The organism is Arthrobacter sp. 05N428_2 (genome assembly GCF_056397065.1).
Map to the genome: position 1 here is coordinate 1 of NZ_JBFTMR010000003.1, position 24,824 is coordinate 24,824.

The 24,824-nt window shown below is 68.7% G+C and carries 30 protein-coding genes; 15 read left to right on the plus strand and 15 right to left on the minus strand.

Translation table 11 applies throughout. The features are described 5' to 3' along the window. Positions 1–175: HNH endonuclease (locus AC1DGI_RS03345; RefSeq protein WP_476897948.1), on the plus strand; the 175-nt coding region annotated here is incomplete at its 5' end. 83 nt (positions 176–258) lie between these two features. On the opposite strand, the gene AC1DGI_RS03350 is transcribed toward AC1DGI_RS03345, so the two are convergent. Continuing rightward, positions 259–741: a GrpB family protein gene (locus tag AC1DGI_RS03350; RefSeq protein WP_476897772.1), complete on the minus strand. Its 483-nt coding sequence runs from the start codon at positions 739–741 to the stop codon at positions 259–261. Between the two features lie 182 nt (positions 742–923). On the opposite strand from AC1DGI_RS03350, the gene AC1DGI_RS03355 reads away from it, so the two are divergent. Next, a complete protein-coding gene (locus AC1DGI_RS03355; RefSeq protein ID WP_441403670.1) occupies positions 924–1,130 on the plus strand; it encodes a hypothetical protein in 207 nt (68 codons plus the stop codon). Here AC1DGI_RS03355 and AC1DGI_RS03360 read toward each other — a convergent pair. Further along, positions 1,127–1,912 (minus strand): GNAT family N-acetyltransferase, encoded by a 786-nt coding sequence (locus AC1DGI_RS03360; RefSeq protein WP_476897773.1) that lies wholly within the window; start codon positions 1,910–1,912, stop codon positions 1,127–1,129. The genes AC1DGI_RS03355 and AC1DGI_RS03360 overlap by 4 nt on opposite strands. A 132-nt stretch (positions 1,913–2,044) precedes the next feature. On the opposite strand from AC1DGI_RS03360, the gene AC1DGI_RS03365 reads away from it, so the two are divergent. Continuing rightward, positions 2,045–3,400: a uracil-xanthine permease family protein gene (locus AC1DGI_RS03365; RefSeq protein ID WP_476897774.1), complete on the plus strand. Its 1,356-nt coding sequence runs from the start codon at positions 2,045–2,047 to the stop codon at positions 3,398–3,400. Positions 3,401–3,558: 158 nt separating this feature from the next. On the opposite strand, the gene AC1DGI_RS03370 is transcribed toward AC1DGI_RS03365, so the two are convergent. Beyond that, positions 3,559–4,092, minus strand: coding sequence for a hypothetical protein (locus AC1DGI_RS03370; RefSeq protein WP_476897775.1), 534 nt, complete (start codon positions 4,090–4,092; stop codon positions 3,559–3,561). A gap of 220 nt (positions 4,093–4,312) precedes the next feature. Here AC1DGI_RS03370 and AC1DGI_RS03375 point away from each other — a divergent pair, with 220 nt between their 5' ends. Beyond that, complete coding sequence (locus AC1DGI_RS03375) at positions 4,313–4,816, plus strand: DUF6328 family protein (protein WP_476897776.1); 504 nt, start codon at positions 4,313–4,315, stop codon at positions 4,814–4,816. Positions 4,817–4,859: 43 nt separating this feature from the next. Here the strand turns inward: AC1DGI_RS03375 and AC1DGI_RS03380 are convergent, their stop codons facing one another. Beyond that, the gene (locus AC1DGI_RS03380) at positions 4,860–5,984 is read right to left on the minus strand and encodes a glycerate kinase (protein WP_476897777.1); all 1,125 of its coding nucleotides are present in this window, start codon (positions 5,982–5,984) and stop codon (positions 4,860–4,862) included. A gap of 158 nt (positions 5,985–6,142) precedes the next feature. On the opposite strand from AC1DGI_RS03380, the gene AC1DGI_RS03385 reads away from it, so the two are divergent. Then, positions 6,143–6,913 carry a histidine phosphatase family protein gene (locus tag AC1DGI_RS03385; protein WP_476897949.1) on the plus strand — a complete coding sequence of 257 codons (771 nt, stop codon included), beginning with the start codon at positions 6,143–6,145 and terminating at the stop codon, positions 6,911–6,913. Then, positions 6,897–7,790, plus strand: coding sequence for an NAD(P)H-hydrate dehydratase (locus AC1DGI_RS03390; protein WP_476897778.1), 894 nt, complete (start codon positions 6,897–6,899; stop codon positions 7,788–7,790). Before AC1DGI_RS03385 ends, AC1DGI_RS03390 begins: the two co-directional genes overlap by 17 nt. 65 nt (positions 7,791–7,855) lie before the next feature. Here the strand turns inward: AC1DGI_RS03390 and AC1DGI_RS03395 are convergent, their stop codons facing one another. The 7 genes from AC1DGI_RS03395 to AC1DGI_RS03425 all read right to left on the minus strand — a co-directional run bounded on the left by AC1DGI_RS03395 (position 7,856) and on the right by AC1DGI_RS03425 (position 13,789). Next, positions 7,856–8,656, minus strand: a complete 801-nt coding sequence (locus tag AC1DGI_RS03395; protein WP_476897779.1) for a glycerophosphodiester phosphodiesterase family protein — start codon at positions 8,654–8,656, stop codon at positions 7,856–7,858. Positions 8,657–8,773: 117 nt separating this feature from the next. Further along, entirely contained in the window at positions 8,774–9,019 is a 246-nt protein-coding gene (locus AC1DGI_RS03400; RefSeq protein WP_441401538.1) for a hypothetical protein, read from the minus strand. A 118-nt stretch (positions 9,020–9,137) separates the two neighbouring features. Next, a complete protein-coding gene (locus AC1DGI_RS03405; RefSeq protein ID WP_441401536.1) occupies positions 9,138–9,956 on the minus strand; it encodes an HAD family hydrolase in 819 nt (272 codons plus the stop codon). 44 nt (positions 9,957–10,000) lie between these two features. Further along, positions 10,001–10,498 (minus strand): YbhB/YbcL family Raf kinase inhibitor-like protein, encoded by a 498-nt coding sequence (locus AC1DGI_RS03410; protein WP_441401534.1) that lies wholly within the window; start codon positions 10,496–10,498, stop codon positions 10,001–10,003. A 9-nt stretch (positions 10,499–10,507) separates the two neighbouring features. Next, positions 10,508–11,470: a carbohydrate kinase family protein gene (locus AC1DGI_RS03415; protein ID WP_441401532.1), complete on the minus strand. Its 963-nt coding sequence runs from the start codon at positions 11,468–11,470 to the stop codon at positions 10,508–10,510. Positions 11,471–11,535: 65 nt separating this feature from the next. Beyond that, positions 11,536–12,894: a Na+/H+ antiporter NhaA gene (gene nhaA, locus AC1DGI_RS03420; RefSeq protein ID WP_476897780.1), complete on the minus strand. Its 1,359-nt coding sequence runs from the start codon at positions 12,892–12,894 to the stop codon at positions 11,536–11,538. A gap of 100 nt (positions 12,895–12,994) precedes the next feature. Next, positions 12,995–13,789, minus strand: coding sequence for an alpha/beta hydrolase (locus AC1DGI_RS03425; RefSeq protein WP_441401528.1), 795 nt, complete (start codon positions 13,787–13,789; stop codon positions 12,995–12,997). 170 nt (positions 13,790–13,959) lie between these two features. Here AC1DGI_RS03425 and AC1DGI_RS03430 point away from each other — a divergent pair, with 170 nt between their 5' ends. The 3 genes from AC1DGI_RS03430 (at position 13,960) to AC1DGI_RS03440 (ending at position 17,081) form a co-directional block, all read left to right on the plus strand. Further along, complete coding sequence (locus AC1DGI_RS03430; RefSeq protein ID WP_441401526.1) at positions 13,960–15,066, plus strand: GTP pyrophosphokinase; 1,107 nt, start codon at positions 13,960–13,962, stop codon at positions 15,064–15,066. 37 nt (positions 15,067–15,103) lie between these two features. Then, positions 15,104–16,717, plus strand: coding sequence for a phospholipase D family protein (locus tag AC1DGI_RS03435; protein WP_476897781.1), 1,614 nt, complete (start codon positions 15,104–15,106; stop codon positions 16,715–16,717). A gap of 211 nt (positions 16,718–16,928) precedes the next feature. Further along, entirely contained in the window at positions 16,929–17,081 is a 153-nt protein-coding gene (locus AC1DGI_RS03440) for a lmo0937 family membrane protein (protein ID WP_441399462.1), read from the plus strand. 192 nt (positions 17,082–17,273) lie between these two features. Here the strand turns inward: AC1DGI_RS03440 and AC1DGI_RS03445 are convergent, their stop codons facing one another. Next, on the minus strand, positions 17,274–17,714 hold the full coding sequence (locus AC1DGI_RS03445) for a protein-tyrosine phosphatase family protein (RefSeq protein WP_441399460.1): 441 nt from the start codon (positions 17,712–17,714) through the stop codon (positions 17,274–17,276). Positions 17,715–17,855: 141 nt separating this feature from the next. Here AC1DGI_RS03445 and AC1DGI_RS03450 point away from each other — a divergent pair, with 141 nt between their 5' ends. The 4 genes from AC1DGI_RS03450 (at position 17,856) to AC1DGI_RS03465 (ending at position 20,525) form a co-directional block, all read left to right on the plus strand. After that, positions 17,856–18,149 (plus strand): DUF4287 domain-containing protein, encoded by a 294-nt coding sequence (locus tag AC1DGI_RS03450; RefSeq protein WP_441399459.1) that lies wholly within the window; start codon positions 17,856–17,858, stop codon positions 18,147–18,149. Between the two features lie 112 nt (positions 18,150–18,261). Further along, positions 18,262–19,260, plus strand: coding sequence for a bile acid:sodium symporter family protein (locus AC1DGI_RS03455; RefSeq protein ID WP_441399458.1), 999 nt, complete (start codon positions 18,262–18,264; stop codon positions 19,258–19,260). 157 nt (positions 19,261–19,417) lie between these two features. After that, positions 19,418–19,948, plus strand: coding sequence for an SRPBCC family protein (locus AC1DGI_RS03460; RefSeq protein WP_441399457.1), 531 nt, complete (start codon positions 19,418–19,420; stop codon positions 19,946–19,948). Continuing rightward, positions 19,926–20,525, plus strand: coding sequence for a DUF6919 domain-containing protein (locus tag AC1DGI_RS03465; protein WP_476897782.1), 600 nt, complete (start codon positions 19,926–19,928; stop codon positions 20,523–20,525). Before AC1DGI_RS03460 ends, AC1DGI_RS03465 begins: the two co-directional genes overlap by 23 nt. Positions 20,526–20,644: 119 nt before the next feature. Here the strand turns inward: AC1DGI_RS03465 and AC1DGI_RS03470 are convergent, their stop codons facing one another. Continuing rightward, positions 20,645–20,941 carry an antibiotic biosynthesis monooxygenase family protein gene (locus tag AC1DGI_RS03470; RefSeq protein ID WP_441399454.1) on the minus strand — a complete coding sequence of 99 codons (297 nt, stop codon included), beginning with the start codon at positions 20,939–20,941 and terminating at the stop codon, positions 20,645–20,647. A 275-nt stretch (positions 20,942–21,216) separates the two neighbouring features. On the opposite strand from AC1DGI_RS03470, the gene AC1DGI_RS03475 reads away from it, so the two are divergent. Next, positions 21,217–21,438 carry a hypothetical protein gene (locus AC1DGI_RS03475; protein WP_441399453.1) on the plus strand — a complete coding sequence of 74 codons (222 nt, stop codon included), beginning with the start codon at positions 21,217–21,219 and terminating at the stop codon, positions 21,436–21,438. Positions 21,439–21,508: 70 nt separating this feature from the next. Here the strand turns inward: AC1DGI_RS03475 and AC1DGI_RS03480 are convergent, their stop codons facing one another. Together AC1DGI_RS03480 and AC1DGI_RS03485 are read right to left on the minus strand one after the other, a co-directional pair. Next, the gene (locus tag AC1DGI_RS03480) at positions 21,509–23,245 is read right to left on the minus strand and encodes a 5-oxoprolinase subunit B/C family protein (RefSeq protein WP_476897783.1); all 1,737 of its coding nucleotides are present in this window, start codon (positions 23,243–23,245) and stop codon (positions 21,509–21,511) included. A gap of 4 nt (positions 23,246–23,249) precedes the next feature. Further along, positions 23,250–24,008, minus strand: coding sequence for a LamB/YcsF family protein (locus tag AC1DGI_RS03485; RefSeq protein ID WP_476897950.1), 759 nt, complete (start codon positions 24,006–24,008; stop codon positions 23,250–23,252). A 123-nt stretch (positions 24,009–24,131) separates the two neighbouring features. On the opposite strand from AC1DGI_RS03485, the gene AC1DGI_RS03490 reads away from it, so the two are divergent. Then, entirely contained in the window at positions 24,132–24,818 is a 687-nt protein-coding gene (locus AC1DGI_RS03490; RefSeq protein WP_476897784.1) for a GntR family transcriptional regulator, read from the plus strand. Positions 24,819–24,824: the final 6 nt, after the last annotated feature.

Below are 24,824 nucleotides of genomic sequence, written 5' to 3' on the forward strand. Positions count from 1 at the left end.
CCGCGGCGGCACCACCTCCGCCGACAACGGAGTCCTGCTCTGCTCCCACCACCACCACCTGATCCACAAGGAACACTGGACCATCCAACCCCGCGCCGGCATCCCCTGGTTCATCCCGCCACCCCACCTCGACCCCCGCCAACAACCCAGACGAAACCACTACTTCCGATCATGATGTGCGCCAGGTCCAGTGACGAACGACTGGGGCCGCGCGTCACGCGCCGAGCTCGAGGACTCCGTCCGGGCCATTAGCCTGTCTCACACCTCAAGAATGGCGGCGACCACTGCGGCCTTATGCGCCGTGTAGGCACCCCAGTCGGAGGTGGAGGCCGCTGCTTCCCGCTTGACCCCCAGGTATCGTTCCCGTGCTCCCGCGTCCTGACGCAAAATGTCGCGGAAGGCGATGCGTCTGTTCCAGTGACGCCCGTGGATGTGAACCAGGTGGACCACCGTCGTCCGCCGGTTCCTGTTCGGCAGGCTCAACCACGCGTGCCCGTCCCGTTTGCCCTCACAGTCGAAGCCTTCGGAGATGAGCCGGTCGAGCACGGCCGACCAGTCACTCAAATCCACACCAATTAAGACGTCGATCACATCCTTGGCGGGAAGGTCGGGGACGGACGTCGACCCGATGTGTTCCACGGCCGCGCCCGGCAGCATCAAGGTCAGCCTCTGCTTGACGGCGGCAAATCGGGCAGCCCAGCCCTGCGGATCAGGGGGCACCAATTCAATAGTTGGATCCATTGCATAGTCCCTCCAGGTCACAGCCCGAATATGCCTGCGCACGCCGCGCCAACTCCCGCGGCCGGTCTGCCACGGCCGGTCTGCCACGGGCCACGTTTTAGCGGGCGCCGTTTCCCGCAGCCACCTGTAGAATGAAGCATTCGAAGCCGGCGTGCAAACCCCGGCATAGCGGCCCGGAGGGCATGATGAACGAGAAACTGCACCTCACCCCGGAGGACGCCTTCCCGGAGGACCTGGCCGACGTCGCAGACCAGCAACTTCAGGTCCTTGATAGCCAGATCCAGCGCCAACTCGATTATGAGGTCGTAGCGGAGGGCGAGCCGAATCCGGAGACGGAATTCCGGCACTACGAGCTCGACGAGGAATTTCAAACCCGCGACGATCGCTAGCGCCGCCAGCGGTACGGCGTCGTCGTCGACACCCGGGTGAGGCCATAGCGTTCAAGAATTGGTCGCGAATACTCGGTGGAGTCGCTGTGGATGAGTTTCTTTCCCAGTACAACCGCTGCCCGCGCCCGCGCTGCTGTGACAGCGCGGTAGATCCCCCGGCCGCGCCATTCTACGCGGGTGGCCCCGCCCCAAATTCCCGCGAAGTCAGTGTTCGGAACCGGCTCCAGGCGCCCGGCGCTAATGATCAAGGCGTCGTGTTCGGCCACCCATAGCTGCATCCCGTCGTCGAGTGCCAGCCGGCGCAGGATTCCGTCCGCGTTGCCGTCGGCGGCAGGGCTGCCGAAGACTTCGTCCTGCATGGCGCTCATGGCGCGGATGTCCGGCTCTTCCGTCACGCGCCGCAGGTTCACCCCCGACGGGAGGTCCACCTCCACATCCAGCGCGCTGGCGGCCCCGATCATCACGGACTCAGTCTCATCCGGCTCAAACCCGCTCGCCAACAGCGCCTCGTGGAGTCCCGGCGCGTGGTCATGGCCCCGCGTCTTCCATTCGACCCGCACGATCGCCGGATCCGCACGGTAGAAGGCCAGGGTTTCGGCCACCCAGCGCGCGATCGTGGCCGCGCCCGCTCCGGCCAGATCCTGATAGGTCACGAATCCGCGGCCGCCTGCGAACGTCACCAGACGCAGGGGGCCCAACTGTTCGACGGCGATCGCACTGGGAGTCTCGGCATCGGTCCGGAGTTGCTGGTCGTACGCCGCAAGGAGCTTCGAAATAGTCATCGGACCACACGGTACAGCGGGCTGGTTCTCACCGCTGGCCTTATCGGCGCCGGGCACGGGCCACCGGCGGTAAAGTGGCACCGGAAGATTTCCTTCTCGGCCCCGCCACATACCCTTGAAAGGCCCGCTGCAATGAGCATGCTCGGCACCAACTGGAAGATCCACGGAAACGGCAAATCCATCCGCCCGGGCGAAGTCGTCCGGCCCGATGAGCGCCTCGCGTGGCCGCTGACCATCGGCGTGGGGATGCAGCATGTGGTCGCCATGTTCGGCGCCACCTTCCTGGTCCCGATCATCACCGGCATGCCGCCAGCCACGACCTTGTTCTTTTCCGGCATCGGCACCCTGCTGTTCCTGGTCATCACGCGAGGCCGGGTCCCCAGCTACCTCGGCTCCTCCTTCGCGTTCATCGCACCGATCACGGCCTCGCAGCAGCAGTACGGGATCCCCGGAGCCCTGGGCGGCGTGGTCCTGGCCGGCGTCGGACTGGCCATCATCGGTGCCGTCGTGCAGAAGTTCGGCGCGGGCTGGATCAACCGCCTCATGCCGCCGATCGTCACCGGCGCGATCGTGGGCCTGATCGGCCTGAACCTGGCCCCGGCGGCCAAGAACAACTTCGACGCCGCCCCGGTCACCGCCCTTGTCACCCTCGCCGTGATCATCGTCGTCAGCGTCTTCTTCCGCGGCATCCTGGGGCGCCTGAGCATCCTGGTCGGCGTCGTGGCGGGCTACCTCACCGCCGTGATCCGCGGCGAGGTCAACTTCGCCAAGGTCGACGCCGCCGGCTGGGTGGGACTCCCGCATTTCCAGACTCCCGAATTCCACCTCGGCGTCGTCGGCCTGTTCGTGCCGGTGGTGCTGGTGCTGGTGGCGGAGAACATCGGGCACGTGAAGTCAGTTTCCGCGATGACCGGGCAGAACCTCGACGGCGTCTCCGGCCGCGCGCTGATCGCCGACGGCGCCGCGACCGTCCTCGCCGGCTTGGGCGGCGGCTCCGGCACCACCACCTACGCGGAAAACATCGGCGTCATGGCCGCCACGAAGGTCTATTCGACCGCGGCCTACTGGGTGGCCGGCATCTTCGCCGTCGTCCTCAGCTTCTCGCCGAAGTTCGGCGAACTGATCGCCACCGTGCCCGCCGGAGTGCTGGGCGGCGCCGCCACCATGCTGTACGGCATGATCGGCGTCCTGGGCGTGAAGATCTGGGTGCAGAACAAGGTCAACTTCTCCAACCCGATCAACCTCACCACCGCCGCCGTGGCCCTGATTATCGGCATCGCCGACTACACCTGGACCATCGGCGACCTCAAGTTCACCGGCATCGCGCTCGGGTCGGCGGCTGCGCTGGTGATCTACCACGGCATGAAGGCCATCGCGAAGGCCCGCGGCACCGTGGCCGAACCGGAAACCGAAGAACCCGTGCCCGTCGCCGCCGTCAGGGCCGCGGTTAACGCCGCGGCGAAGCGCGCACCGAAGAAGCGCCGCTAGCCGAACCCGGCCGGACGCACGCCGCGCGCAACCGGACGCCCCGCCGGTGTCCCGCACGCGGCGCGCAGCCGGACGCCGACCGTCCCGCCCGCGGCGCGCAAAAGGCCGGCGCCCTCCCACGTTCGGTGACGGGGCGCCTGCCTTCGACTTGGGGCTACCTAGCCGGCGTCGAACGACTCTGCGTCGTCGCGGCCGCGGTCCTTCGGCGACTTGTCCTCCGGCAGGTCGGTGCCGCTGCCGTCGGGGATGCCTGCGGCCTCCTGGCCGGACTCGGAGGAGAAGGGGCGGCCCGGCTCCGGTTCCTCCGTGTTTGCCTCATCCATCTCCGCTTCCGAAGAGGGCACCGCTCCGCCGTTTTCGGCTGCCGCCTCGTTGCCTTGCTCGAATCCTGCTTCAGTGCTTTCGTTTTCCGCGTTCATTTGTTTCTCCGTTCCTCCGAAGCGTCCGGCTCCGGGTTCTCCTGCACTGTCCTGGTCTTCCGCACCAAACTGGCTCAAATCCGGCGCCCCGGCCGGGTATGTTTCGCCGTCGGAGCTGTCTTGGTTGAGTCCCGCCGCGTCGAAGGCCTCTTCGACACGAGGCTGCGTGAAAGCTTTCGCGTCCCCACCGGGTAGTTCCTGCTCCGCGGTGGGGGTCCCGTAGCCGCCCGCCTCTTCCTCGACGGATCTGGCCTGCTGATTGTCCTGAGTCATGTCGTTCCTCCTGCTTTCTGCATTTGGTCGGTCGAATCTGGATCGTCGGGTCTGGGAGCGGAGGGCACCAGAGGCCCTGCCACCCCTAGTCCGTCGGCTGGTCTGGCTGCTTTGAATCACTCACTAGTCCACCTGCCCAAACGTGTCGGTCTATTCTTCCACCGTACCCGAAAATCGTCAGTAAGCTTAGTACTAACGTGAACTTGGACTAGGAGCGACCATGTCACAGGCCGGGGATTCCAGGGATGGGGAAAGCACCACGGGGCGGAACGAGACCTTCGACGAGAAGATGGACCGCAACTGGGCGGAACTGCTGCAGGAACTCCGGGTGCTCCAAACCGGTGTGCAAATTCTGGCCGGCTTCCTGCTGACGCTCCCCTTCCAGTCCCGCTTCGAAACACTCGACGGATTCGAGCTGTCGCTCTACCTGTCCAACGTCGTCCTCGCGGCCCTGACCACCGCCTTGATTCTGCTGCCGGTCAGCGCACATCGCCGGCTCTTCCGGCAAGGCCTGAAGGCGACCTTGGTGTCCAGCGCGGACCGGATCGCAAAGGCGGCCCTGGCCGGCGTCGCTCTCCTGAGCGTGGGAACTTCCGCGCTCGTCTTTGACGTAAGCGCCGGACGGGCGGCCGGCCTTACCGCCGGCGCGGTCCTGCTGGCCGTGCTCTTGGTCTTGCTCGTGCTGATTCCCAGCAGGCTCCGCCGCGGGGCCGGCCCGGAATAGGCCGAACCGCGCTACGAAACCGGCGCCTGCGCGTGCGGGTTCGTCAGGCCCCTTCGAGGACCTGGCTGGTGGTCCAGGCCAGGTACTTGGCGGCGTTCGCGACAGCGTCCGCCGGGCTCGGGGCAACGTCCAGGAGCTGGGCGGCCGCGACCACGCCGTGCCGCGCGAGGTCCTCGGGGGTGACCAGGATCCGGCCGGCGACCATGATCACCGGGATACCGAGTTCGCGGGCGGCATCGGCGAGGGCGATCGGCGCCTTCCCGGCCAGCGACTGCGAGTCCAGCGATCCCTCGCCGGTGATCACCAGGTCCGCGTCGGCCAGCTTGCCGGCCAGCCCGGTCAGCCCGGCGACGAGCTGGAAGCCGCCCTCCAGCGAAGCGTTGCTAAAGGCCAGGAACGACGCCGGGAAGCCGCCCGCCGCGCCCGCGCCCGGCACGTTGACGTCGCGGCCGGTGGTCTGCCGCAGCACCGAAGCCCAATTGCGCAGCCCGGCATCGAGGACTTCCACGGCGTCCGCGTCGGCGCCCTTCTGGGCGCCGAAGACGTGGGCGGCGCCGTCGGGCCCGTAGAGCGGATTCTGCACATCCACGGCAATCCTGAACGTCACGGCCGCCAGCCGGGGATCCAGGCCGCTGACGTCGACGGCGGCCACCTCGGCGAGCGAGCCGCCGCCCAGGGGCACCACGTTGCCGGCGGCGTCCAGGGGTTTGAGGCCGAGCGCGCGCAGGGCGCCGCTGCCGCCGTCGCTCATGGCCGAGCCGCCCAGGCCCAGCACGATCTCGGTGGCGCCGGCGTCCAGAGCGGCCGCGATCAGCTGCCCGCACCCGTAGCTGTGGGCCCGCAGGGCGTTGGCGGGTGTTGGTTCCATCTGGGCCAGCCCGGAGGCCTGGGCCGTCTCGATGACCGCTGTTGCACCGCCGAAGGAATCTTTGCGGATTGCCCAGGCCGCGCCAACCGGGGCCAGGATCGGACCCACGACCGCGTTCAGGCGCTCCTCGTATCCGGCGGCGACGGCCGCTTCGAGGGTCCCCTCGCCGCCGTCGGCGACCGGGAACTGGACGGTCTCGGCGTCGGGGTAGACGCGGAGCGCGCCTTCGGCGATAGCTGCGGCAGCCTCGACGGCGGTCAGGGAGCCCTTGAATTTGTCCGGGGCGATCAGGATACGCATGGCTCCATCCTGCCAGCCGGGTCCGTCAATTCCGTACCGCGACAGGTCAGGGGAACGGTAGTAACGTGGGCCTTTCCGGTCCCCCGGGACCCCCCGTGGACGGCCGGACCAGATCCGGGCCCCCGCGGGCCGGCGCACAGGAGGTAACGGTGAGCGGAATGGACGCAAACGGACGCACCGGCGGCAACCGGCACGGCATCACGGGACTCGTTCTGGTCCGTCACGGGGAGAGCGAAGGCAACGTGGCCGCCACCCGCGCGCGGGAGACGGGGGCGCAAGTCATCAACGTCCCGGCGCGGGACGCCGACGTCGGGCTCTCGGACACCGGCCGGGAGCAGGCACTTGCCCTGGGCCGGCGGCTGGCCGGCGTCCCCCAGCAGAGCCGCGGCGCCGTGTGGTCCTCCCCATACGCGCGTGCCCGCCAGACGGCCGAACTGGCACTGCAGGCCGGCGGGTGGCGGGAACAGATCCGGCTGGATGAACGGCTCCGCGACCGTGAGCTCGGAATCCTGGACATGCTGACCTCCGCCGGGGTCGAGGCGCGGCTGCCGCAGGAGGCCGAACGACGGCGGTGGCTCGGGAAGTTTTACTACCGGCCGCCGGGCGGCGAATCGTGGGCCGACGTTGTGCTGCGGCTCCGGTCGCTGCTTGCGGACCTGGACCGGGACCACCCCGGCGAGGAAGTCCTGTTGGTCTGCCATGACGCCTTGATCCTGCTCTTCCGCTACATTTTGGAGGGCTTCACGGAGACCGAGTTGCTGGACATCGCCGCCACGACCAGCGTCCTGAATGCCTCAATCAGCCGGTTTGTGCGGCCAGCCGGGACCGGCGCGTGGCAGCTCGAGAGTTTCAATCTGGCCGACCACTTGGCGGAGCAGGGCGTGGCAGTCACGGAACACGCAGGGGACGCGGATGTCCGCCCCCGTTGAACCGGCTCCCCCGGTACAGATAACCCCGACGCTGTTGCGCGGCTGGCCGCTGCCTGGCGGCGGGTCCAGCAAAAATGACCGCGGCTCGGTGTTGGTGGTCGGCGGCGCGCGCAAGACGCCGGGTGCGGCGTTGCTCGCCGGCGTCGCTGCGCTGCGCTCGGGTGCCGGGAGGCTGACCCTGGCGGTGGCGGAATCGACCGCGGTACAGCTGGCCGTCGGCTTTCCGGAGTCCGGGGTCGTGGGGCTGCCGGAAACAGCGCATGGATCGGTCAAAGGCTCCGCGGCGGCGCTACTGACCGACGAGGTCGGTGCGGCCGATGCCATCCTGGTGGGGCCGGGCCTGGACGACAAGGACGAGACTCTCGCTCTGCTGCGCGGGCTGCTGTCGTCCGGCCGGAGCGCCAGCCCGCGGGGACCTGCGATCATCCTCGATGCCTACGCCTTGGGTTGCCTGCCCGACCTGGCCGACGAGTTGACGCCTTGGGCCGGCCGGCTGATCCTGACGCCGAACGCCACCGAAGGCGGCATCCTGCTGGGCCGGGACCTAAAGGATCTGCAACGGGACGCGCAGAAGATGGCCGAAACCTACCAGGCTGTGGTGAGTTGCCAGGGGGTGATTGCGGAGCCCGGCGGGGACCTCTGGACAATCACCACCGGCCACAGCGGTCTGGGCACCTCCGGCAGTGGCGACGTCCTGGCCGGTGCCATCGCTGGCCTGCGGGCACGGGGCACCACCGATACGCAAGCCACCTGCTGGGGCTCGCACCTGCACGCGGCAGCCGGGGACCGGCTCGCCAGCCGGCTGGGAGGCCTCGGCTATCTGGCGCGTGAACTCTGCGACGAGTTGCCTGCCCTGATGGTGGAACTCAGCAGCTGAATCCGGCCTTGAAGACGCGGAGCCCGTCCGTCATCAGACCCCCGCGGTCACGCCGGCGGCGCTGACTACGGCGCCCATTGTCCGCGCTCCTGCAGGACCGCCTTGAGCAGGTCGGCGCGGTCGGTGACGATCCCGTCGACGCCCAGGTCCAGCAGCCGGTGCATTTCGGGCACGTCATTAATGGTCCAGACGTGGACGTGCAGGCCGTGACGATGGGCGCGCCGCACGAACCCCGCCGTCACCACCGGCACCGCCCCGTACCGGACCGGGACCTGCAGGGCGTGCACGCCGCGGAGCGCACGACCGGTCGCGAGGCGCAGCAGGAAAGCCGGGAGCAGCGGTCCCAGCAGCACAAACAGGCCGTTGGCGGCCATCCCCGCAGAGCTCGCGGCGGGTCGGCTCAGCCGGCGCAGCACCGCACGCCGCCGCCGGTCCGAAAAGCTGGCGATCAGCACGCGGTCATGCAGGCCAAACTCCTCGATCGCCGCCGCCAGCGTTTCCACCGAGTCCCAGTCCTTGATGTCGAGGTTGAGCCGGACCTCCGGAAACTCCGCCACGAGCTCCGACAGCCGCGGGATCGGCTCGGCGCCGCCGATCCGGGCCGTTGCCACGGCCCCGGCGGCCAGCTCTGAAATCCGGCCGTGGCCGTCCGTGACGCGGTCCAGGGTGTCGTCGTGGAAGAGCAGCAGCACGCCGTCGGCTGTGGTGTGCACGTCGGTTTCGAGGTAGCGGTAGCCGAGCGCGACGGCGGCGCGGAACGCGGCCATGGAGTTCTCTGCGCCCACCGGCGAGAAGCCGCGGTGGGCCATCGCCACAGGGCCGCCGGCAACTCCGGCGGGGGCGAGGAAAGGGTGCGGGACGGTCACACCTGAAGCGTACCGGAGCGGCGCCCAACCCCAACTGGCTCGCAGTAGGTGGCGTTTTGAGGGCTCAAAACGCCAACAAGTGCGAGCTACTTGGGCCGGGAAGTGCGGGCGCCGGACTCAGGCGCCGTGCGGCAGGATTTCCACTCCGTCGCTGCAGTGCAGCAGCGTGCGTCCGCCGCCGTCGAGGTCAACCCAGACGGTGGTGTGGTCAGTGGTCAAGGCGTCCACGAAGCCCCCGGTCTCGTACCCCGGCGCAAGGCGGACCCGCACCCTGTCGCCCTGGCGCAGGTTCTGCCAGTGCGCATCCGGCGCCACGCGCCGGAGCGGTTGCTCATCGCTGTGTCGGTTACCGCTCCTGGCCATGATTGCCCACCTCAGTCATAAGATCCATCCGGAGGTGCCAGCCTAAGAGGCCAAGGTGAACGGCAGTTGTCCGTCAGCTGGGAATCCAATGACTGACGGGCGGCCGGGGCGGCGCCGGTTACGGCAGCCGGACACCCAGCTCGGCGAGCTTGGCTTCAAGGATCTGGGCCACGCCGTCGTCGTCGAAATGTGGTGCCTGCCGGCTGGCCGCGCGGATGGCCTCCGGGTGGCCGCTGGCCATCGCGTAGCCCTGACCGGCCCAGCGCAGCATCTCGATGTCGTTGGGCATGTCGCCGAACGCCACCACGTCGTGGGCCTGCACGCCCAGGGACGCCGCGTATTCGGCGAGCGTCACGGCCTTGTTGACGCCGGGCAGCGAGAGTTCCAGCATCGCCAGATTGGGGGCCGAATGCGTGGCGGCCGCGAGATGGGCGACGGCGGGTGACACCTCGGCCAGGAACTCGTCCGCAGTTCCCTCCCGCACCAGGGCGAGGAACTTCACGACGGCGTCAGACGAGGTGAGCGTTTCGCGCAGCGGGGCCGGCGTGAATTCGGCGAGCACTCCGCTGGAGCCTGTGCCGAGGAATCCCGGTTCCAGGTGGAACCCGGTAAGGGTTTCCGCGGCGAACAGCGCGGAGGGCCGCAACCGCTGGATGATTCGGCGGGCTTCGAACATGGCGTCGAGCCCCAGGGCCCGGGCGGACACCAGCCGGTCTGCCTCCAGGTCCCAGACCACGGCCCCGTTGGAGCAGATCACGGTTCCGGCGTGTCCCAGCTGGTCCTGCAGGGGGTGCAGCCAGCGCGGCGGGCGGCCGGTGACGAAGACCAGTTCCACCCCGGCGTCGCGGCAGGCGTGGAAAGCACGCACGGTCCGGTCGCTGATCTTGCCGTCGTGGCCCAGGATCGTTCCGTCAATATCACTTGCTACCAGCCGCATGCTGCCAGTCTACGTTGGCAGCGCCCGCGCTCTTTCGACGGCGGTCAGTGCCGTTCGTAGATGCCGGTCAGGCTTGCCCGGGCAAGGACGTTCGGGCCGAGTTTGGCCTCCAGCTTGGCCGGGGACGCACCGGCGTCCAGGCCGGACTTCTCCACATTCAGGGCGTGCACGGTGATCACGTAACGGTGCGGCCCGTGACCCTTGGGCGGGGCCGCGCCTAGGTAGCCGGCGGAGCCGCCGTCGTTCCGGAGCTGGAAGGCGCCAGGTGGAAGGCCGTCGCCGCGGGGTGATCCGGCCCCGGCGGCCAGTGAGGTGACGTCGGCCGGAATGTCCAGCACGGTCCAGTGCCAGAAGCCGCCGCGGCCCGGCGCGTCCGGGTCGAACACCGTGACGGCGTAGCTCCGGGTGCCGGCCGGCGCGCCGCTCCAGCCCAGCGGCGGCGATTCATCCTTCCCGCCCAGTCCGGTCGCGGCGCCGCGGTGGGCTGCGGGCAGGACCTGGCCGTCCTCGAAGGTCTCGCTGCGAAGCGTAAAGGTGGCCATGGCTTCCTCTCAGTTGCTGTTGACGGCACTCTCAGGGTCGTGTTCCATCCGGCTCAGCTCGGCACGAGTGGGCGGATTCGCGCCGGCGCGGGAGACCGTGACGGCGGCGGCCGCGGCCGCGTGGGCCAGGAGTTCACGCAGGCTACCGGTGGAGAGCGCACGCAGTTCCGTGCGGTTCTGCGCCCCGTTGAGCCCCCGGTCCACGACGCCGGACAGCAGCGCCGCCATGAAGGAATCACCGGCACCAACGGTGTCCGCGACTTTTACCGGCGGGGCCGGGACGTGGGTCTCGCCGGCGGCGTTCACGGCCCACGGGCCGTCGGCGCCGCGCGTGACCACCACCAGGGCGGGGCCCTCCGAGCCGCCGAACGCCAGCCACCGGCGGGCCGAATCCAGCGGGTCCACGCCGGGGTAAAGCCATTCGAGGTCCTCGTCGGAGGCCTTGACCACGTCCGCTAGGGCAACGAACTTTTCCACCTGGGCCCGGGCATAGTCGGCGTCGGTGATGATGCTGGGGCGGCAGTTGGGATCGAAGCTGACAGTGGTCAACGGATGGGCATGTTCGACGGCGGCCAGCACCTCCGCGGCGCCGGGCGCCAGCATGGTGGCGATCGAGCCGGTGTGCAGCAGGGTGCTGCCCTGCAGCATGAACGGCAGCCGGTCCGCGAGGCCGGGGAGCTGCCAGGCGAGGTCGAAGGTGTAAGTGGCGGCGCCGTCGTCGTCAATCAGGGCCGAGGCAACCGACGTCGGCAGCTCGTCCGGGCCCACGGGGAGCAGCACCGAACTGGATCTGAGATGGGCCGCGACGGATTCACCGTAGGCGTCCCGGCCGTAGCGGCCGATGAACTGCACCGGGTGGTCCAGCCGTGCAAGCCCCACTGCAACGTTCAGGGGGCTGCCGCCGACGTGGGCCTGGGTTCCTGAGGAGCGCTGGACAACATCCACCAGGGCCTCACCTATGACTGTGAGCATGGTCATACTCTGCCAGAGAACACGGCCCGGCGCCCCCTGTGTCGAGGCCCCGCCTCCCGCACGGGCTAGGAGCCGGGGTCGTGCTGGTAGGCGTCCGGAATCCCGTCGTGGTCCGAATCCCGCCGCTCTGCTTCCTCGGCCCGGCGGTACTGCCGGTTCCTGGTCCGCAACACCACGCTGGCCAGCAGTGCGGCCAGCAGCGACGCGGCCAGGATGCCGACCTTGGCGTGGTCGTCGCGGGGGCTGCCTTGGCCGAAGCTGAGTTCAGCCACGAGCAGCGACACGGTGAAGCCGATCCCGGCCAGGATGGAGACGCCGAAGATGTCGATCCACTTGAATGAGCTGTCCAGCCGAGCCCGGGTCAGCCGGGTCAGCAGCCACGTGGTGCCGAGGATGCCGGCCGGTTTCCCCAGCACGAGCGCCAGGATGATGCCCACGGCCACCGGGTCGGTCAGCGCCATGCCCAGCCCGCCCCAGCCGACCACCGCGACGCCGGCGGAGAAGAACGCGAACACCGGCACGGCGACGCCGGCCGAGATGGGCCGGAATCGGTGCTCAAAGATTTCCGAGAGCCCCGGGCCGGCCTCCGGTCCCCCGCTGGCCTGGGAGCGGAGCACTGGGATAGCGAAGCCGAGCAGGACTCCGGCCACTGTCGCGTGGATACCGGAGGCGTGCACGAGCGCCCACGTGGCCAGGCCGAGGGGAAGCAGGATGAGCCAGGCCGCCGGGGCCTTCAGCCCAAAGAAGCGGCGGTGCCGGTGCGCCAGGTAGGTGTATAGCCCCAGCGGCAGCACGGCCAGCAGGAGCGGGACCGGTTGCAGCTCGCCGGAGTAGAAGATGGCAATGATGGTGATGGCGATGAGGTCATCCACCACGGCGAGGGTGAGAAGGAAGATCCGCAGCGCGCTCGGCAGGTGCGATCCGATGATCGCGAGGACGGCGACGGCGAACGCGATGTCCGTGGCGGTGGGGATGGCCCAGCCGCGCACGGATTCCGGGTTGCCGGAGTTGACGACGGCGTAGATCACAGCGGGGATGAGGACCCCGCCTGCGGCCGCGGCGACCGGCACCACCGACTTGCTCAGCTGGCGGAGATCCCCGGCCACGAATTCGCGCTTCAGCTCCAGCCCGACCAGGAAGAAGAAGACGGCCAGCAAACCGTCGGCGGCCCATGCCCCCAGGCTCAGGTTCAGCTGCCAGGGTTCGTAGCCGACCTTGAAGTCGCGCAGGGCAAAGTAGCTCTCCGACGCCGGGGAGTTAGCCCAAATGAGCGCGACGGCGGCTGCCATCACGAGCAGTGCGCCTCCGACGGTCTCCTTGCGCAGGATTTCGCCGATGCGCAGGGATTCGGCGTAGCTGCCGCGGCCCAGGATGGTGGCGCGCGGGGTGGGTGACGGCCGAGCGGGAGGATGAGGGTGGCTCATGCGGAAGTCCTAAAATTTGGGTCGACTGAACTATGCCGACCAGACTTCCCGGCGCACCTGTCCTTAGTTTACCCGCGCTGCTGCCGCTGCCGCCTCCGGCTCAGCCCAGCAGCAGCTGGACCAGTTCCCGGCACTTCCGGTAGGCGGGGGCCTTCGGATCGATCAGGGCGAAGTGGTCGCCGGGAACCTTGAGGAACTGGACGGGAGCGCCGCCGGCCTTGGCCGCCGCGGAGTAGGCCTCCGACTGGCTCAGCGGCACTGTGTCGTCCTCGGTGGTGTGCACCGCGTAGACGGGGACGCACAGCGGTGCCGCGCTCATCGGGTCCGCATACCTATGCCGTTTGGGGTATTTATCCGAGGAGCCGCCCAGGAAGTTGCTCACGGCTCCGTTGCTGAGATTGAGCCGCTCCGCCTCGGCCAGGTTCAGCAGTCCCGACTGGCTGACCACACCGGTGAGGTGCACCGCGGCGCCGCCGTTCTTGCGTTCGAGCTGGCGGTCCGCATCCGGCGCGCCGAGCTCGCCGAGACGGTTCCGGCCGGCCGCCCACACGGCCAAATGCCCGCCGGCGGAGTGGCCGAGGGCCACGACGCGGTCCAGGCCGAGTCCGTGGTCGCCGGCGACGTCCCGGAGTTTATCGATCCCGGCGAGGACGTCGGCGAAGGTGTGCGGCCAGCCGCCGCCGTTGCCGGCCCGGCGGTATTCCAGGTTCCAGGCGGCCACGCCATGCGTAGCGAGGTCCTTCGCCAGGGGTTCGCCGAGTTCGGCCCCGTACTGCGAACGCCAATAGCCGCCGTGGATGACCACCACCACCCCTTTGGGCTCGGCCGCGTCCGGAAGGAAAAGTTCCCCCCACTGGCTGGGGTCGTCGCCGTAGTGGTACTTCTGCCGCTTCACTGTGTCCTCCTTGGGGCCCGGTGAACTGGCGGTGACCGCCCCCGGTGCCACCGCCGCTGCAGCGAATCAAGCCCGACGCCGCACATCAGCCATGTGCAGAGCCTACCTTGGGCGCCCCGCGGCGCCCCGGAAGCCCGCTGCCAGTCAGACCGGCGCCGTAAGCTAGGCCCATGGCGAGCAACTGGGAGCGGCTGGACCCCGCGCTGCGCGAATCCGTGCAGGACAATGTCGAACTCTACGAGCGGGTGCGTCCTGCGCTGAAACTGGTCACCCGCGAGGTGCTGCTGACGCTGCGGGCCATGCTCAAGGGCACCGAGGTGACCCCGCTGTTCGTGACGGGTCGGACCAAGACCGTGGAGTCCTTCCGCGAGAAGATCTCCCGCACTGAGGAGCCGCTGGAGCCGGGCGGCCCGCCGGTGCTGAAATTTCCGGACCCGTTCCGGACACTCAATGACATGGTCGGCATCCGCGTCATCACCAAGCTCCCGGCCGAAAACGCCGTGGTGGCCAACCTGATCAAACGCCAGCGCCAGCTCTTCGACTGCCGTGGTGACCGCGAGAAGGACATCGGCTCGATCGAATCCGGGACCTACGGCTATTCCAGCCGGCACCTGATCCTGCGGACCATCCAGAACGAGGCCGTCAAGGAGTACCAGCAGGGCTTCAACCCTGACGTGCCGGCCAACGGCAGCTACTTCTTCGAGTGCCAGATCCGGACGGTCTTCGCGCATGCGTGGAGCGAGATTGAGCACGACATCCGTTTCAAGGCCGAGGACCCGCGCGCCTGGACGCCGCACTTCGACCGCCAGTTCACGGCCACGGCCGCCATGCTGGAGACCGTGGAAGGGGCCTTCTCGGACCTGCACGACCGCTACGAGGAAGTCCGGAGCTACTGGGATATGGAGGGCGAAGGCGCCGCGCAGCTCACCCCTAACCGGATCCGCGACGTCTGGCGGACGCTGTTGCCGCACGTGGACCGGAAGGTCGACGACGACTGGGGCTGGGCGGCTGAACTGATGGCGGCGCACGGCCTGAACCAGACCGTCCAGCTCGCCGGTCTGCTCAGCGCCAACCGCATCACCGAGGTCCGCAAGGCCCTGGACCACCGCTACTCCCCCGGGCCGGACCGGCTGCTGGACGACCTGCTGCTCTGGCAGTACGGAACTGCCCACATTGACCTCACCGCGGAACCGGCCGACGCCGTCCCGCACCCCCGGCGCGACAGCCTGCTGCGCCGGCTCAAGCAGATCGAACGCTACCGGCTCACCCAGGGGTAGGAGTTCGACCCGGCTCAAGACCTGAAAGAAGGACCGAGTGGACAGTGATACCGGTACGTGGTTCCTGAGTGGCGCGGAGCGCGGCAATCCGGCCACGGATGTGCAAGCGGGCGGTGCCGGGTCGCCGTCGTGGTCGGAGGGTAACCTCGTCCGGCCCGTGATTCATGGGGCGACCTACTTCGCCCGGCTGCATGAGGAGCTGGCGTCGCTGCGGGCGGGAGACCGGGTGTGGTTCACCGACTGGCGCGGCGACGCCGATGAACGGCTGCTGGCGGACGGGCCCTCGATCGGTGACCTGCTCGCCGGGCTGGCGCGCGCGGGCGTTGAGGTCCGGGGCCTGGTCTGGCGATCCCACGGCGAGCGTATTTCGGCGCCGATCAGCGGCCGTTCGAACGAGCTCCTGGGCCGTGAGATCAACGACGCCGGCGGCGAGGTGCTGCTGGACCAGCGCGTGCGCCTGTTCGGTTCCCACCACCAGAAAATCGTCGTCATCCGCCGTCGTGACGACCCGTCCCGTGACGTTGCGTTCGTTGGCGGGCTGGACCTGTCCCACAGCCGTCGGGACGACGCCGACCATGCGGGCGACCCGCAGGCGGTCGAGATGGATTCCCGATACGACAAGCGGCCACCGTGGCATGACGCCGCCCTCGAACTGCGCGGCCCGGTGGTGGCAGATGTGCTGGCGGTCTTCGCTGAACGGTGGAACGACCCCCATCCCCTGGATCGCCGCACCCCCTACCGGATGTTGCTGCAGCGTCTGGCCCGGATGCCACGGCACCCCGAGCCGCTCCCCGAAGCCGCGCCGCCCCCTCCACCAGCGGGCCCTCACGCCGTTCAGTTGCTGCGCACCTACGGTGTGAAGCGTCCGCCATTCCCGTTCGCTCCCAATGGGGAGCGCAGCATTGCCCGCGCCTACGCTAAGGCTTTCGCGCGCGCCCGCTCGCTGATCTACATCGAGGATCAGTACCTGTGGTCCACCGAAGTGGCTGACGGAATTGCGCAGGCCCTCGAACGGAATCCCGACCTGAACGTGATCGCCGTCGTGCCCCGCTACCCCGACTCGGACGGCGCTCTCGGAGGGCCGCCCCGGAGAATCGGCCAACTGCGGGCCCTCCAAAAACTGCGCCGGGTGGCGCCTAACCGGGTCGGCGTGTTCGACCTGGAGAACAGCGCGGGCACTCCAATCTACGTTCACGCCAAGATCTGCATCATCGACGACACCTGGTTCACCTGCGGCTCGGACAACTTCAACCGCCGGTCCTGGACCACCGACAGCGAGCTGACCTGCGCCGTTCTGGACACCAGCGCCGGCAATGAGCAACCGACCGGCGCGCCCACCGACCACGCGACGGCCCGGCCGCTGGCCCACACGCTCCGGCTTCAACTCTGGGCCGAACACCTGGGGCTGGAGCAAGATGATGCCCGACTCGACGACCCCGCCGCCGGGCTGAAACTTTGGAACACCACCGCCGGCACACTTGATCACTGGCACGACGCCGGCCGCGGCATGCCCCGCCCCGCCGGGCAGGTGCGCCACCACTCTGTTGAACCCGTTACCCGGCTCCAGCGGCTTTGGGCGGATCCCATCAATCGCCTCATCGTGGACCCGGACGGCCGACCCCGCGGGCTCCGCGGTACCCACCGGTTCTAGCCGGGCGAATCCGGGCGAATCCGGGCGAATAGCGCCCGGCACGCGCTGTCCACACCGTCATCGGAACTGGAGGGCTGCACGTCAAGTCCGGCGCGCCTGTTGGCACAATATGACAAGTACGCTTAGTATTTCTGGGAAGCGGTCCGTTTGGGCCGGGACTTGAAATTGTTTTATCAACATCTTCATCCGAAGAAGAACGAAGGAAGTCACCATGTTGCTTTGGATCGCTATTATTCTCGCCGTTCTCTGGCTCCTTGGCCTGCTGGGCAGCATCGGCGGCGGGTTCATTCACCTGCTTCTGGTCATTGCCGTGGTCGTCCTGATTTTCCACTTCGTCCGGGGCCGGGGCCGGTCCCGCGTCTAGTCCGGGACATTTCTGGTCCGGTGGTGCGGATGCCGCGGTATGGGCTCCTGGACCTCGGACTGTTTCCTGCCGGAGACGCAGTATTGCTAGGGCGGGGGTGCTGAGAAGATCAGCACCCCCGCCCTTGCCATGTCGTAACGTGCGCTTGCCGGCGTCGGCCGAGGGACGTCTTTCGATACTCTGATCACCGGGTCAGGGTTCGACGCCGGTAAACCGGGCCACGTAGCGCCGCTGCCAGGGTGTCTCCACCGCGCCGCGGCGGTAATTTCGCCGCACGAAGTCGACGGCCTCGGCGGCAGGGACGCCGTCGAGGACCGCGATGCAGGCAAGCGCGGTGCCGGTTCGACCCCGGCCGCCCCAGCAAGCCACTTCAACCCGTTCCGATTCCGCGCGGCGCCAGGCCTCGCGGAAGGCGTCGAGGGCGTCGACGTCGTCGGCGGGCACGTGCAGGTCCCGCCAGCGGACCCACCGGGAGTCCCACGCGACCGGCCGCGGCCGGCGCCCCAGCAGATACAGCCCGAATTCGGGCCCCGGTCCGGGGGGAGCAGGCACCAAAACGCCCCGGCCGCGGATGAGCCTTCCGGAAGGAAGACTCAGCACACCGGACTGGCCCGGCTCCCACGTCTGCGCCATGGTCCAGAGCCTAGCCGCTCCGGCGAAGCCGTTGAAGGCACAAGGTCCGCATGCGCAAGTTAGGGCCGCACGTCTCTGGCGGTAACGGAACCGGGTCCATAGAGTGGCCGGGAACCACGAACCGCTGAAAGGAATCCAAGGATGTCATTCCAGGCGTACCTCGACACCATCGAGGACAAGACCGGCCTTACTCCCCGCCAGCTCCTCGAAATCGCCCAGCAGAAGGGCTTCGACGACACCGCTGTTAAGGCCGGCGAGATCCTGGACTGGCTGAAGGCCGACTACGGCCTGGGCCGCGGCCACGGCATGGCACTGGTCCACGTCATCCGGCAGGGACCGGGCATCAGCACCAAGCACGTCGGGACCACGGGTGCACACAGCGATGAGTCCGACATCCTCTGGCTGGACGGGAAAGCGTCGAAGCCAGTCTCCTAGTGCCCGGCGCCAAGCCCGCCGTCCCCGGGATTCCCGGCTTAAATCTGACATAGAGCTCCGGCTGCCGGTCACAAAGTCGCCGGACCGGAGACCGCGGTGGCACCATGTTTGGATGCTTGAGGCAACCAAAACCCCTGAATCCCGCACTGGCGCGGACGTCCCGGTTAATCCGGCCCTAGCCGCAGAGGCGAAGATCGCCCGCATTGCGGTAACCGTGTTTCCGGTCCTTGTGGTGGTCGCCGGCGTCGTCGGATTCCTCCTGCCGGGCGCCTTTAAGCCGCTCGCACCGAACGTGCCGTACCTCCTCGGCATCATCATGTTCTGCATGGGGCTGACCCTGACCCCGCCGGATTTCGCCTCCGTGGCGAAGCGTCCCTGGGCCGTCGTGCTGGGAATCGTGGCGCACTACCTCATCATGCCCGGCGCAGGGTGGCTGATCGCCCAGGCTCTGCATCTCGAGCCGGAGCTCGCCGTTGGCCTGATCCTGGTCGGCTGCGCGCCGTCGGGCACGGCGTCGAACGTGATGGCGTTCCTGGCCAAGGGCGATGTGGCCCTGTCCGTCGCCGTCGCGTCCGTATCCACACTGATCGCCCCGATCGTCACCCCGCTGCTGGTGCTGTTTCTGGCCGGCTCCTACCTGCAGATCGACGCCGGAGGTATGGTGCTGGACATCGTCAAGACCGTGCTGCTGCCGGTGATCGCCGGCCTGCTGGCCCGGTTGTTCCTGAAGCGGCTCGTCGCCAAGGTACTCCCGGCCCTGCCATGGGCCTCCGCGCTGGTCATCTCGCTGATCGTGGCGATCGTGGTGGCCGGCAGCGCCAACAAGATCGTGGCCGCCGGCGGCATCGTGTTCCTTGCCGTGGTGCTGCACAACGGCTTCGGGCTCGGCTTGGGCTACCTCGCCGGCAAGCTCGGACGCCTGGACGACAAGGCGCGCCGCGCCCTGGCCTTCGAAGTGGGGATGCAGAACTCCGGCCTCGCCGCGACCCTGGCCACCGCACACTTCAGCCCGCTTGCCGCGCTGCCGTCCGCCGTGTTCTCGCTCTGGCACAACGTCTCCGGCGCGATCGTGGCCGCCTGGCTGGCCCGCCGCCCGCTGCGCGAAGGCTGATCCCGGCGCCGGGGGCGTTCCTGTTCCCCGGGAGAGCGCCGGAATCGGACAGTGTTACCCCAGGTTGCCTCGCGTGACGCAGCGGGACGATTTTCCTGACGACGGACTTCACGCTCGCCTAGCCTGCATAGAGACAGCAGACGATCGGAGGAGCACGGTGTCACTGACGACGCGCGGAACAACGCACCGGCTGGCCATCGACGCCCCGGAGGATCTGGTCTTCAGCGTGCTTCGTGACACGTCGCACTGGCCGCTTCTGGACGGTCTGACCGTCTACTCCGAACGCGTCAGTGGCGAGGACTTAGATCACGAACTTCGGATCTCCGTGGTGACCAATGGCGCCCTCAGCTCCTGTCACTGCCGCCGTTTCCTGGACCCCGCCGGGCTGCGCATTCTGTTCGAACAGTCCGCGCCGGAGGCTCCGCTCCTGCGGCTCGCCGGCGGCTGGGCCGTCTCGGCGGGCGCCGACGACGACCAGGGCCTTGCCGTGGTGACCCTGAGTCACGAATATGAAGTTGAAGACGGTGCGGCGGAGCTCTCCTCGTGGATCCACCGGAGCATCGACGATTACGGTCAGCGGGAGCTGGCCGCCCTCAAGCTCAGCAGCGAACGCCTCGGGTCGCTGCTCCAACAACATTCCGGCACCAAGGGAGTGGACCTCGCTGATGGACGACCAGTACACGACTGAACGCGACAGCTTCGGCAGGCTGTTGGCGGACCGGCAGGTCTGGCGGCAGGCGACGACCATCCCCGCTGCCGGCGAACTGACGGCCCGCTGGCTGGAGGGCCGGAGCCAGTACCAGCCCGGTACGTTCACCCGGGGCATTGACGGAGAGACGGAGGCAATCGCCGGGGAACTCGCGCTGCTCAACCGGAACGGGCTGTTCACCAAGGAATCCCAGCCCGGGCTCCGGGAGGCAGGCACCGTCCAGCGCGCGTACGTGACGGGCTTCTGCACCCCGGAGTCGGCCGGAAGCCTGCTGGCGCTCTCCTCCCGGACCGAGTTGGTGACAGTTGGGCACGCTCCGGGGGAAATGAGCAGCGCTTCGATTCCCGTGACCCTGCAGGACGGCGAGATAGTGACCGTGCTGGGCACCAGCGAAAGCCCGATCGAAGCGGACCAGCTCAAAGACTGGGCGGACGAAGCCAACGAATCGCTCGCGCTGGTGCTGGCCGAGTCCTGGTATGTCGAGATCTTCGACCCGGTCTGGGGGCGCGACGGCGCGCTGCTGGCCGCAGTGCTGGACGCCCTGACGGCCGGTTGATCTGACAGCCCATTGAACGGAAGCTGACGGACGTCAGCCGGACGACGGCGGCGGCGCTGGTCTCGCCGCCGTCGTCGGCGTCAGCGTCGTCGTCGTCGCCGTCTTCGTCTGCGCCGGCGTCAGCCGATGCTGGCAGCCTCGTCGAGCGTGCGCGATTCGAAGTGCTCCAGCATCTCACGCATCCCCTCGATCGCCTGCGTGAAGGTGGCCGAAGTCCGCCACTGATCGATCTGCTCGAGAGACTCCCACGGGCCGGTGCTGACGAACCGATTGGGCACGTCGTGGTCGTGCATCAAGACTCCCTTGGCGTTGGGGTAGTCCTCCTGGGTTTTCCGGGCCAAATCCCGCCAGGCCTGCACAAAATCGTTCTCGCGGCCGGGGTGGACCAGCCAGATTCCGAGCGTGTAAACCGACACAGCGATCGCCTCCATTTTCTGCACGGGTTGATACGCCTGATTGTGGGTCCGGCGTATGTGCGGTCGGTAGGGCCGATTTACCCGCCCGCACCGACGGCAACGATCGGTGGAAAGGCCCAAAAAAGATGCTTCCGATTTCGCGCCAAGTCCCGGAGCGCTACGCTAACGTTGCCACCAAGGGCGACGGGGAGCATCCGGGACCCCGAACCCGCGGCCGTGGCTAGTCCTCGCGCCGCAGATGGTGATTGTTGTTCCGTTTCGAGCAAAGGATGATCATGGCTATTTCAATTGAGCTAGGCAAGAAACTCGACAAGGACTACGAAAACAAGAGCCTGGAGGAAGTCCTCAGCGCGCCTCCGTCGGCCCTGGCTGGCCTCACGGAGAAGCACGATGAACTCCTCGCCAACATGGGCATCAAGACGATCCGCGATCTGGGCAGCAACAAGTATTTCGCCACCGCCGGCGTCCTCGTTGCACTCGCCAACCACGTTGGCTAGCTGAACGCCCTCGTCCGCACCACGGTCCGTCCGGTTTCAGCCGGGCGGACCGTGCGTTTCAAGCCCGGCGCTAACCCGGGCGCTGGGTGGATTCCTGGCCCTGGCCCGCTGGACATGTCCAGTCCTGGTCCCCGGGAATGGACATGGTGGCATCATGTCCATTCCCCGCCCCGAGGCACGAGCATGTCCCGCGGTCCGCCCAGCGGAAGCGGACGGTTCCGCCGATCGGGATCTGCGCGGCGAGATCCAGTTGCGAATCGACGACGACCGCGATGACGGGGTAGCCGCCGGTGATCGGGTGGTCGGCCAGGAAGAGCACAGGCAGGCCCTCCGGCGGCACCTGCAAAGCGCCTGACACCGTCCCTTCGCTGGGCAGTTCCCCGTCCCGGGCGCGCCGCAGCGGCGTCCCGTCCAGCCGCATTCCCACCCGGTTGGATTGCGGCGTCACCTGCCACTGCTGCGCGGTGAGGGAATCCAGGGCTGCCCGGTCGAACCAGTCCGCACGCGGGCCCGGGACAATGTCCAGCACCGTCACCCCTGCTTCCGGGAAATCGGGCTGCAGTTCGGGGCTTCCCACGACACCGGACTCGGCGTCGTCCCCGGCGGCCAGTAGCTGCCCGGCGGACAGCGGTGCGGGTCCGATCCCGGACATCGTGTCGGTGGACCGGCTGCCGAGGACCAGGCCGGCGTCCACTCCGCCCCGCAGGGCGAGGTAGCTGCGGAAACCGCTCTCCGGCGCGCCCACGGCCAGCGTTTCGCCGTCGAGCAGGACAAAGGGTGCGGCCACTGCCGCTGTGCGGCGGCGGGGCTCGGCCCCTGTGCCGGCCGGGGAGCTGATCGTCAACTCCGACGGCGCCCCCGCGACGGCCAGGGTCTGGTCCCCGACGGCCTGGACCGTGAGGCCGCCGGCGACGGTCTCGATCGCCGCGGCCGACGGCGCGTTCCCGACAAGGCGGTTGGCGCGGCGCAGCGAGGCCCGGTCGACGGCCCCGGCAACGGGTACGCCGAGGCCGAAGTGGCCGTGGCGTCCGAGGTCCTGGACCAGGCTCTGCAGGCCGGGTGCGAGGATCCGGAGCCCCGACTCATACCCGGGGGCAGGAGGCTGGGCGCGACGTTCGGGTGCCAGCGAAACGGCGGCTCGGACCGCCCGGAACTGGATCCGCGTGCCGGGGGCCGCCAGGGCGGGCTGCTCGCGGTCCAGGTCCCACATCCGGGCGCCGGTGTGGCCGATCAGCTGCCAGCCCCCGGGCGAGCGGCGCGGGTAGACCGCCGAGTAATCCCCGGCCAGGGCCACCGATCCGGCGGGCACGGCGGTGCGCGGGGAACCGCGGCGGGGCACAGTGAGGGCAGCGTTCTCGCCGACCAGGTAGCCGAAGCCCGGGGCGAACCCGGCGAAGGCCACCGTCCACAGCTGGCCGGAGTGCGCGGCCACCACGCCGTCCGCGCCCAGCCCGGTCAGCTCCCCCACCTCGGCGAGGTCCTCGCCGTCGTAGACGGTGTCGATGACGACGAGGCCGCCCTCTGGCTGCACGGCGGCGGCGAGGTCGAGCCGCAGCAGCTCGGCCGCGATCCGGCGAACGGAGGCAGGCGAGTCGGCCGTGACCAGGACGGTTTGGGCCGCGGCCAGGACATCGAGCTGGCCGGGCAGTGGCTGCTCCCGGAGCAGGGCCTGAAGTGCCAGCACATCCGGGGTGCCGGTCAGTTCGGCGAGCACCGCGCGGGTGCCGACCGCCCGCACCGCCCGTACTGAGCTCGCCGGCAGCTTCCTCCCGCCCGCGGCCGGGCCGGCCGGCTGTGGTTTGGCCACGGGGTTAGACAAACGGCGCCGTGCTGATGCCGGCGGCGATGAGCGCTTCACGGACGGCGGCCGCCATGGCGACGGCTCCCGGCGAGTCCCCGTGCACGCAGATGCTTTCCGCCCGGATTTTCAGGATAGAGCCGTCGATGGTGCGGACGGCGGAGTCGGCTGCGATCCGGAGGACATGCTCGGTGACCTGGTCGAGGTCGTGCAGCACGGCGCCGGGGAGGACGCGGGAGACCAGGGTGCCATCCGGGTTGTAGGCGCGGTCGGCGAACGCTTCGGTGACCGCGCGCAGGCCGGCCGCTTCGGCGAGGCGGAGCACTTCCGAGCCCGGCAGGCCCAGGATCGGCAGGTCCGGGTCCACGGACTTCACCGCTTCGACGACGGCCTTCGCCTGCGCGGTGTGCGCCACGATCGCGTTGTACAGGCCGCCGTGAGGTTTGACGTAGGCCACCCTGCCGCCCTCCGCCGCGGCCAGGGCCTGCAGCGCACCGATCTGGTAGACGACGTCGTTGGCCAGGTCCGTCGGTTTGATGTCGAGGAAGCGGCGGCCGAAGCCTGCCAGGTCCCGGTAGCCCACATGGGCGCCGATCATGACGCCGGCGGCGACCGCCTCGCGGCAGGTCGTCCGGATGACGCTCGGGTCTCCGGCATGGAAACCGCAGGCCACGTTGGCGCTCGAAACGGAGCGGAACATGGCACTGTCGTCGCCGAGGCTCCAGCTTCCGTACGACTCACCGACGTCGCTGTTCAGATCGATGCTGTCCAGCCTGCTGACTGCCATGGCTCATCCCGTCCCGGTTTCTTGGCTCACTGTCAGGATGCACCCTTCCCGGGGATTGTTCAACGATCCGGCGATTCTTTTCGGGAACATTCGTGTAGATTCGGCGGCATGACGACTTCCGACGCCGGTGCCCACGTCCTGCCGATTGCGGCGCGGCTGCGGGTCGCCGTCCCGTCGGTGGCGGAGCGGGTCGCGGCCGAACTCCGCCTGCAATTGGCCGACGGCGTGCTGCTGCCGGGCACCCGGCTGACCGAGTCGACCATTGCAGCGGAGCTGGGCGTCTCGCGCAACACCGTCCGCGAGGCCTTTGCCGAACTGGCGGCTGAGCGGCTGGTGGTCCGGCACCCCAACCGCGGGGTTTTTGTGGCGAGCCTGGCCCCCGGCGACATCCACGATGTGTACACGGTGCGGCGTGCCATCGAGACCGCTGCCCTCCGCGGCGGGGGCAGCCCGGAACGGGTGGCAGCGGTCCGAGCCGCGGTGGAGGAAGGCAAAGCGGCGGCCGGGGACGATGACGAGGAAGCGCTAGGTACCGCGAACCAGCACTTCCACCGCGCGATTGTGGCCCTGGCGGGCAGCCCTCGGCTGGATTCGATCATGTCCCAGGTCCTGGCCGAGATGCGCCTGTTCTTCCATCAGGCCACCGTGGACGCGCACTTTTACCGCGGCTACCTGTCCGACAACGAGAACATTTGCGCCGTGCTGGAAGCCGGCGACCCGGACCGCGCCGCGGACCTTCTGCTGGCTTACCTCGACCGCTCGGAAGCGAAGCAAAGCGCCGTTCACGACGGGTGAGCGGGC

Coding starts and splice junctions, on each gene's coding strand:
- AC1DGI_RS03455 (WP_441399458.1), top strand. CDS start 18,262: ATGCTTGAGGCAACCAAAACCCCTGAATCCCGCACTGGCGCGGACGTC.
- AC1DGI_RS03450 (WP_441399459.1), top strand. CDS start 17,856: ATGTCATTCCAGGCGTACCTCGACACCATCGAGGACAAGACCGGCCTT.
- AC1DGI_RS03360 (WP_476897773.1), bottom strand. CDS start 1,912: ATGACTATTTCGAAGCTCCTTGCGGCGTACGACCAGCAACTCCGGACC.
- AC1DGI_RS03490 (WP_476897784.1), top strand. CDS start 24,132: ATGACGACTTCCGACGCCGGTGCCCACGTCCTGCCGATTGCGGCGCGG.
- AC1DGI_RS03365 (WP_476897774.1), top strand. CDS start 2,045: ATGAGCATGCTCGGCACCAACTGGAAGATCCACGGAAACGGCAAATCC.
- AC1DGI_RS03475 (WP_441399453.1), top strand. CDS start 21,217: ATGGCTATTTCAATTGAGCTAGGCAAGAAACTCGACAAGGACTACGAA.
- AC1DGI_RS03380 (WP_476897777.1), bottom strand. CDS start 5,984: ATGCGTATCCTGATCGCCCCGGACAAATTCAAGGGCTCCCTGACCGCC.
- AC1DGI_RS03375 (WP_476897776.1), top strand. CDS start 4,313: ATGTCACAGGCCGGGGATTCCAGGGATGGGGAAAGCACCACGGGGCGG.
- AC1DGI_RS03465 (WP_476897782.1), top strand. CDS start 19,926: ATGGACGACCAGTACACGACTGAACGCGACAGCTTCGGCAGGCTGTTG.
- AC1DGI_RS03370 (WP_476897775.1), bottom strand. CDS start 4,092: ATGACTCAGGACAATCAGCAGGCCAGATCCGTCGAGGAAGAGGCGGGC.
- AC1DGI_RS03430 (WP_441401526.1), top strand. CDS start 13,960: ATGGCGAGCAACTGGGAGCGGCTGGACCCCGCGCTGCGCGAATCCGTG.
- AC1DGI_RS03445 (WP_441399460.1), bottom strand. CDS start 17,714: ATGGCGCAGACGTGGGAGCCGGGCCAGTCCGGTGTGCTGAGTCTTCCT.
- AC1DGI_RS03415 (WP_441401532.1), bottom strand. CDS start 11,470: ATGCTCACAGTCATAGGTGAGGCCCTGGTGGATGTTGTCCAGCGCTCC.
- AC1DGI_RS03355 (WP_441403670.1), top strand. CDS start 924: ATGATGAACGAGAAACTGCACCTCACCCCGGAGGACGCCTTCCCGGAG.
- AC1DGI_RS03440 (WP_441399462.1), top strand. CDS start 16,929: ATGTTGCTTTGGATCGCTATTATTCTCGCCGTTCTCTGGCTCCTTGGC.
- AC1DGI_RS03390 (WP_476897778.1), top strand. CDS start 6,897: ATGTCCGCCCCCGTTGAACCGGCTCCCCCGGTACAGATAACCCCGACG.
- nhaA (WP_476897780.1), bottom strand. CDS start 12,894: ATGAGCCACCCTCATCCTCCCGCTCGGCCGTCACCCACCCCGCGCGCC.
- AC1DGI_RS03410 (WP_441401534.1), bottom strand. CDS start 10,498: ATGGCCACCTTTACGCTTCGCAGCGAGACCTTCGAGGACGGCCAGGTC.
- AC1DGI_RS03350 (WP_476897772.1), bottom strand. CDS start 741: ATGGATCCAACTATTGAATTGGTGCCCCCTGATCCGCAGGGCTGGGCT.
- AC1DGI_RS03405 (WP_441401536.1), bottom strand. CDS start 9,956: ATGCGGCTGGTAGCAAGTGATATTGACGGAACGATCCTGGGCCACGAC.
- AC1DGI_RS03400 (WP_441401538.1), bottom strand. CDS start 9,019: ATGGCCAGGAGCGGTAACCGACACAGCGATGAGCAACCGCTCCGGCGC.
- AC1DGI_RS03385 (WP_476897949.1), top strand. CDS start 6,143: ATGGACGCAAACGGACGCACCGGCGGCAACCGGCACGGCATCACGGGA.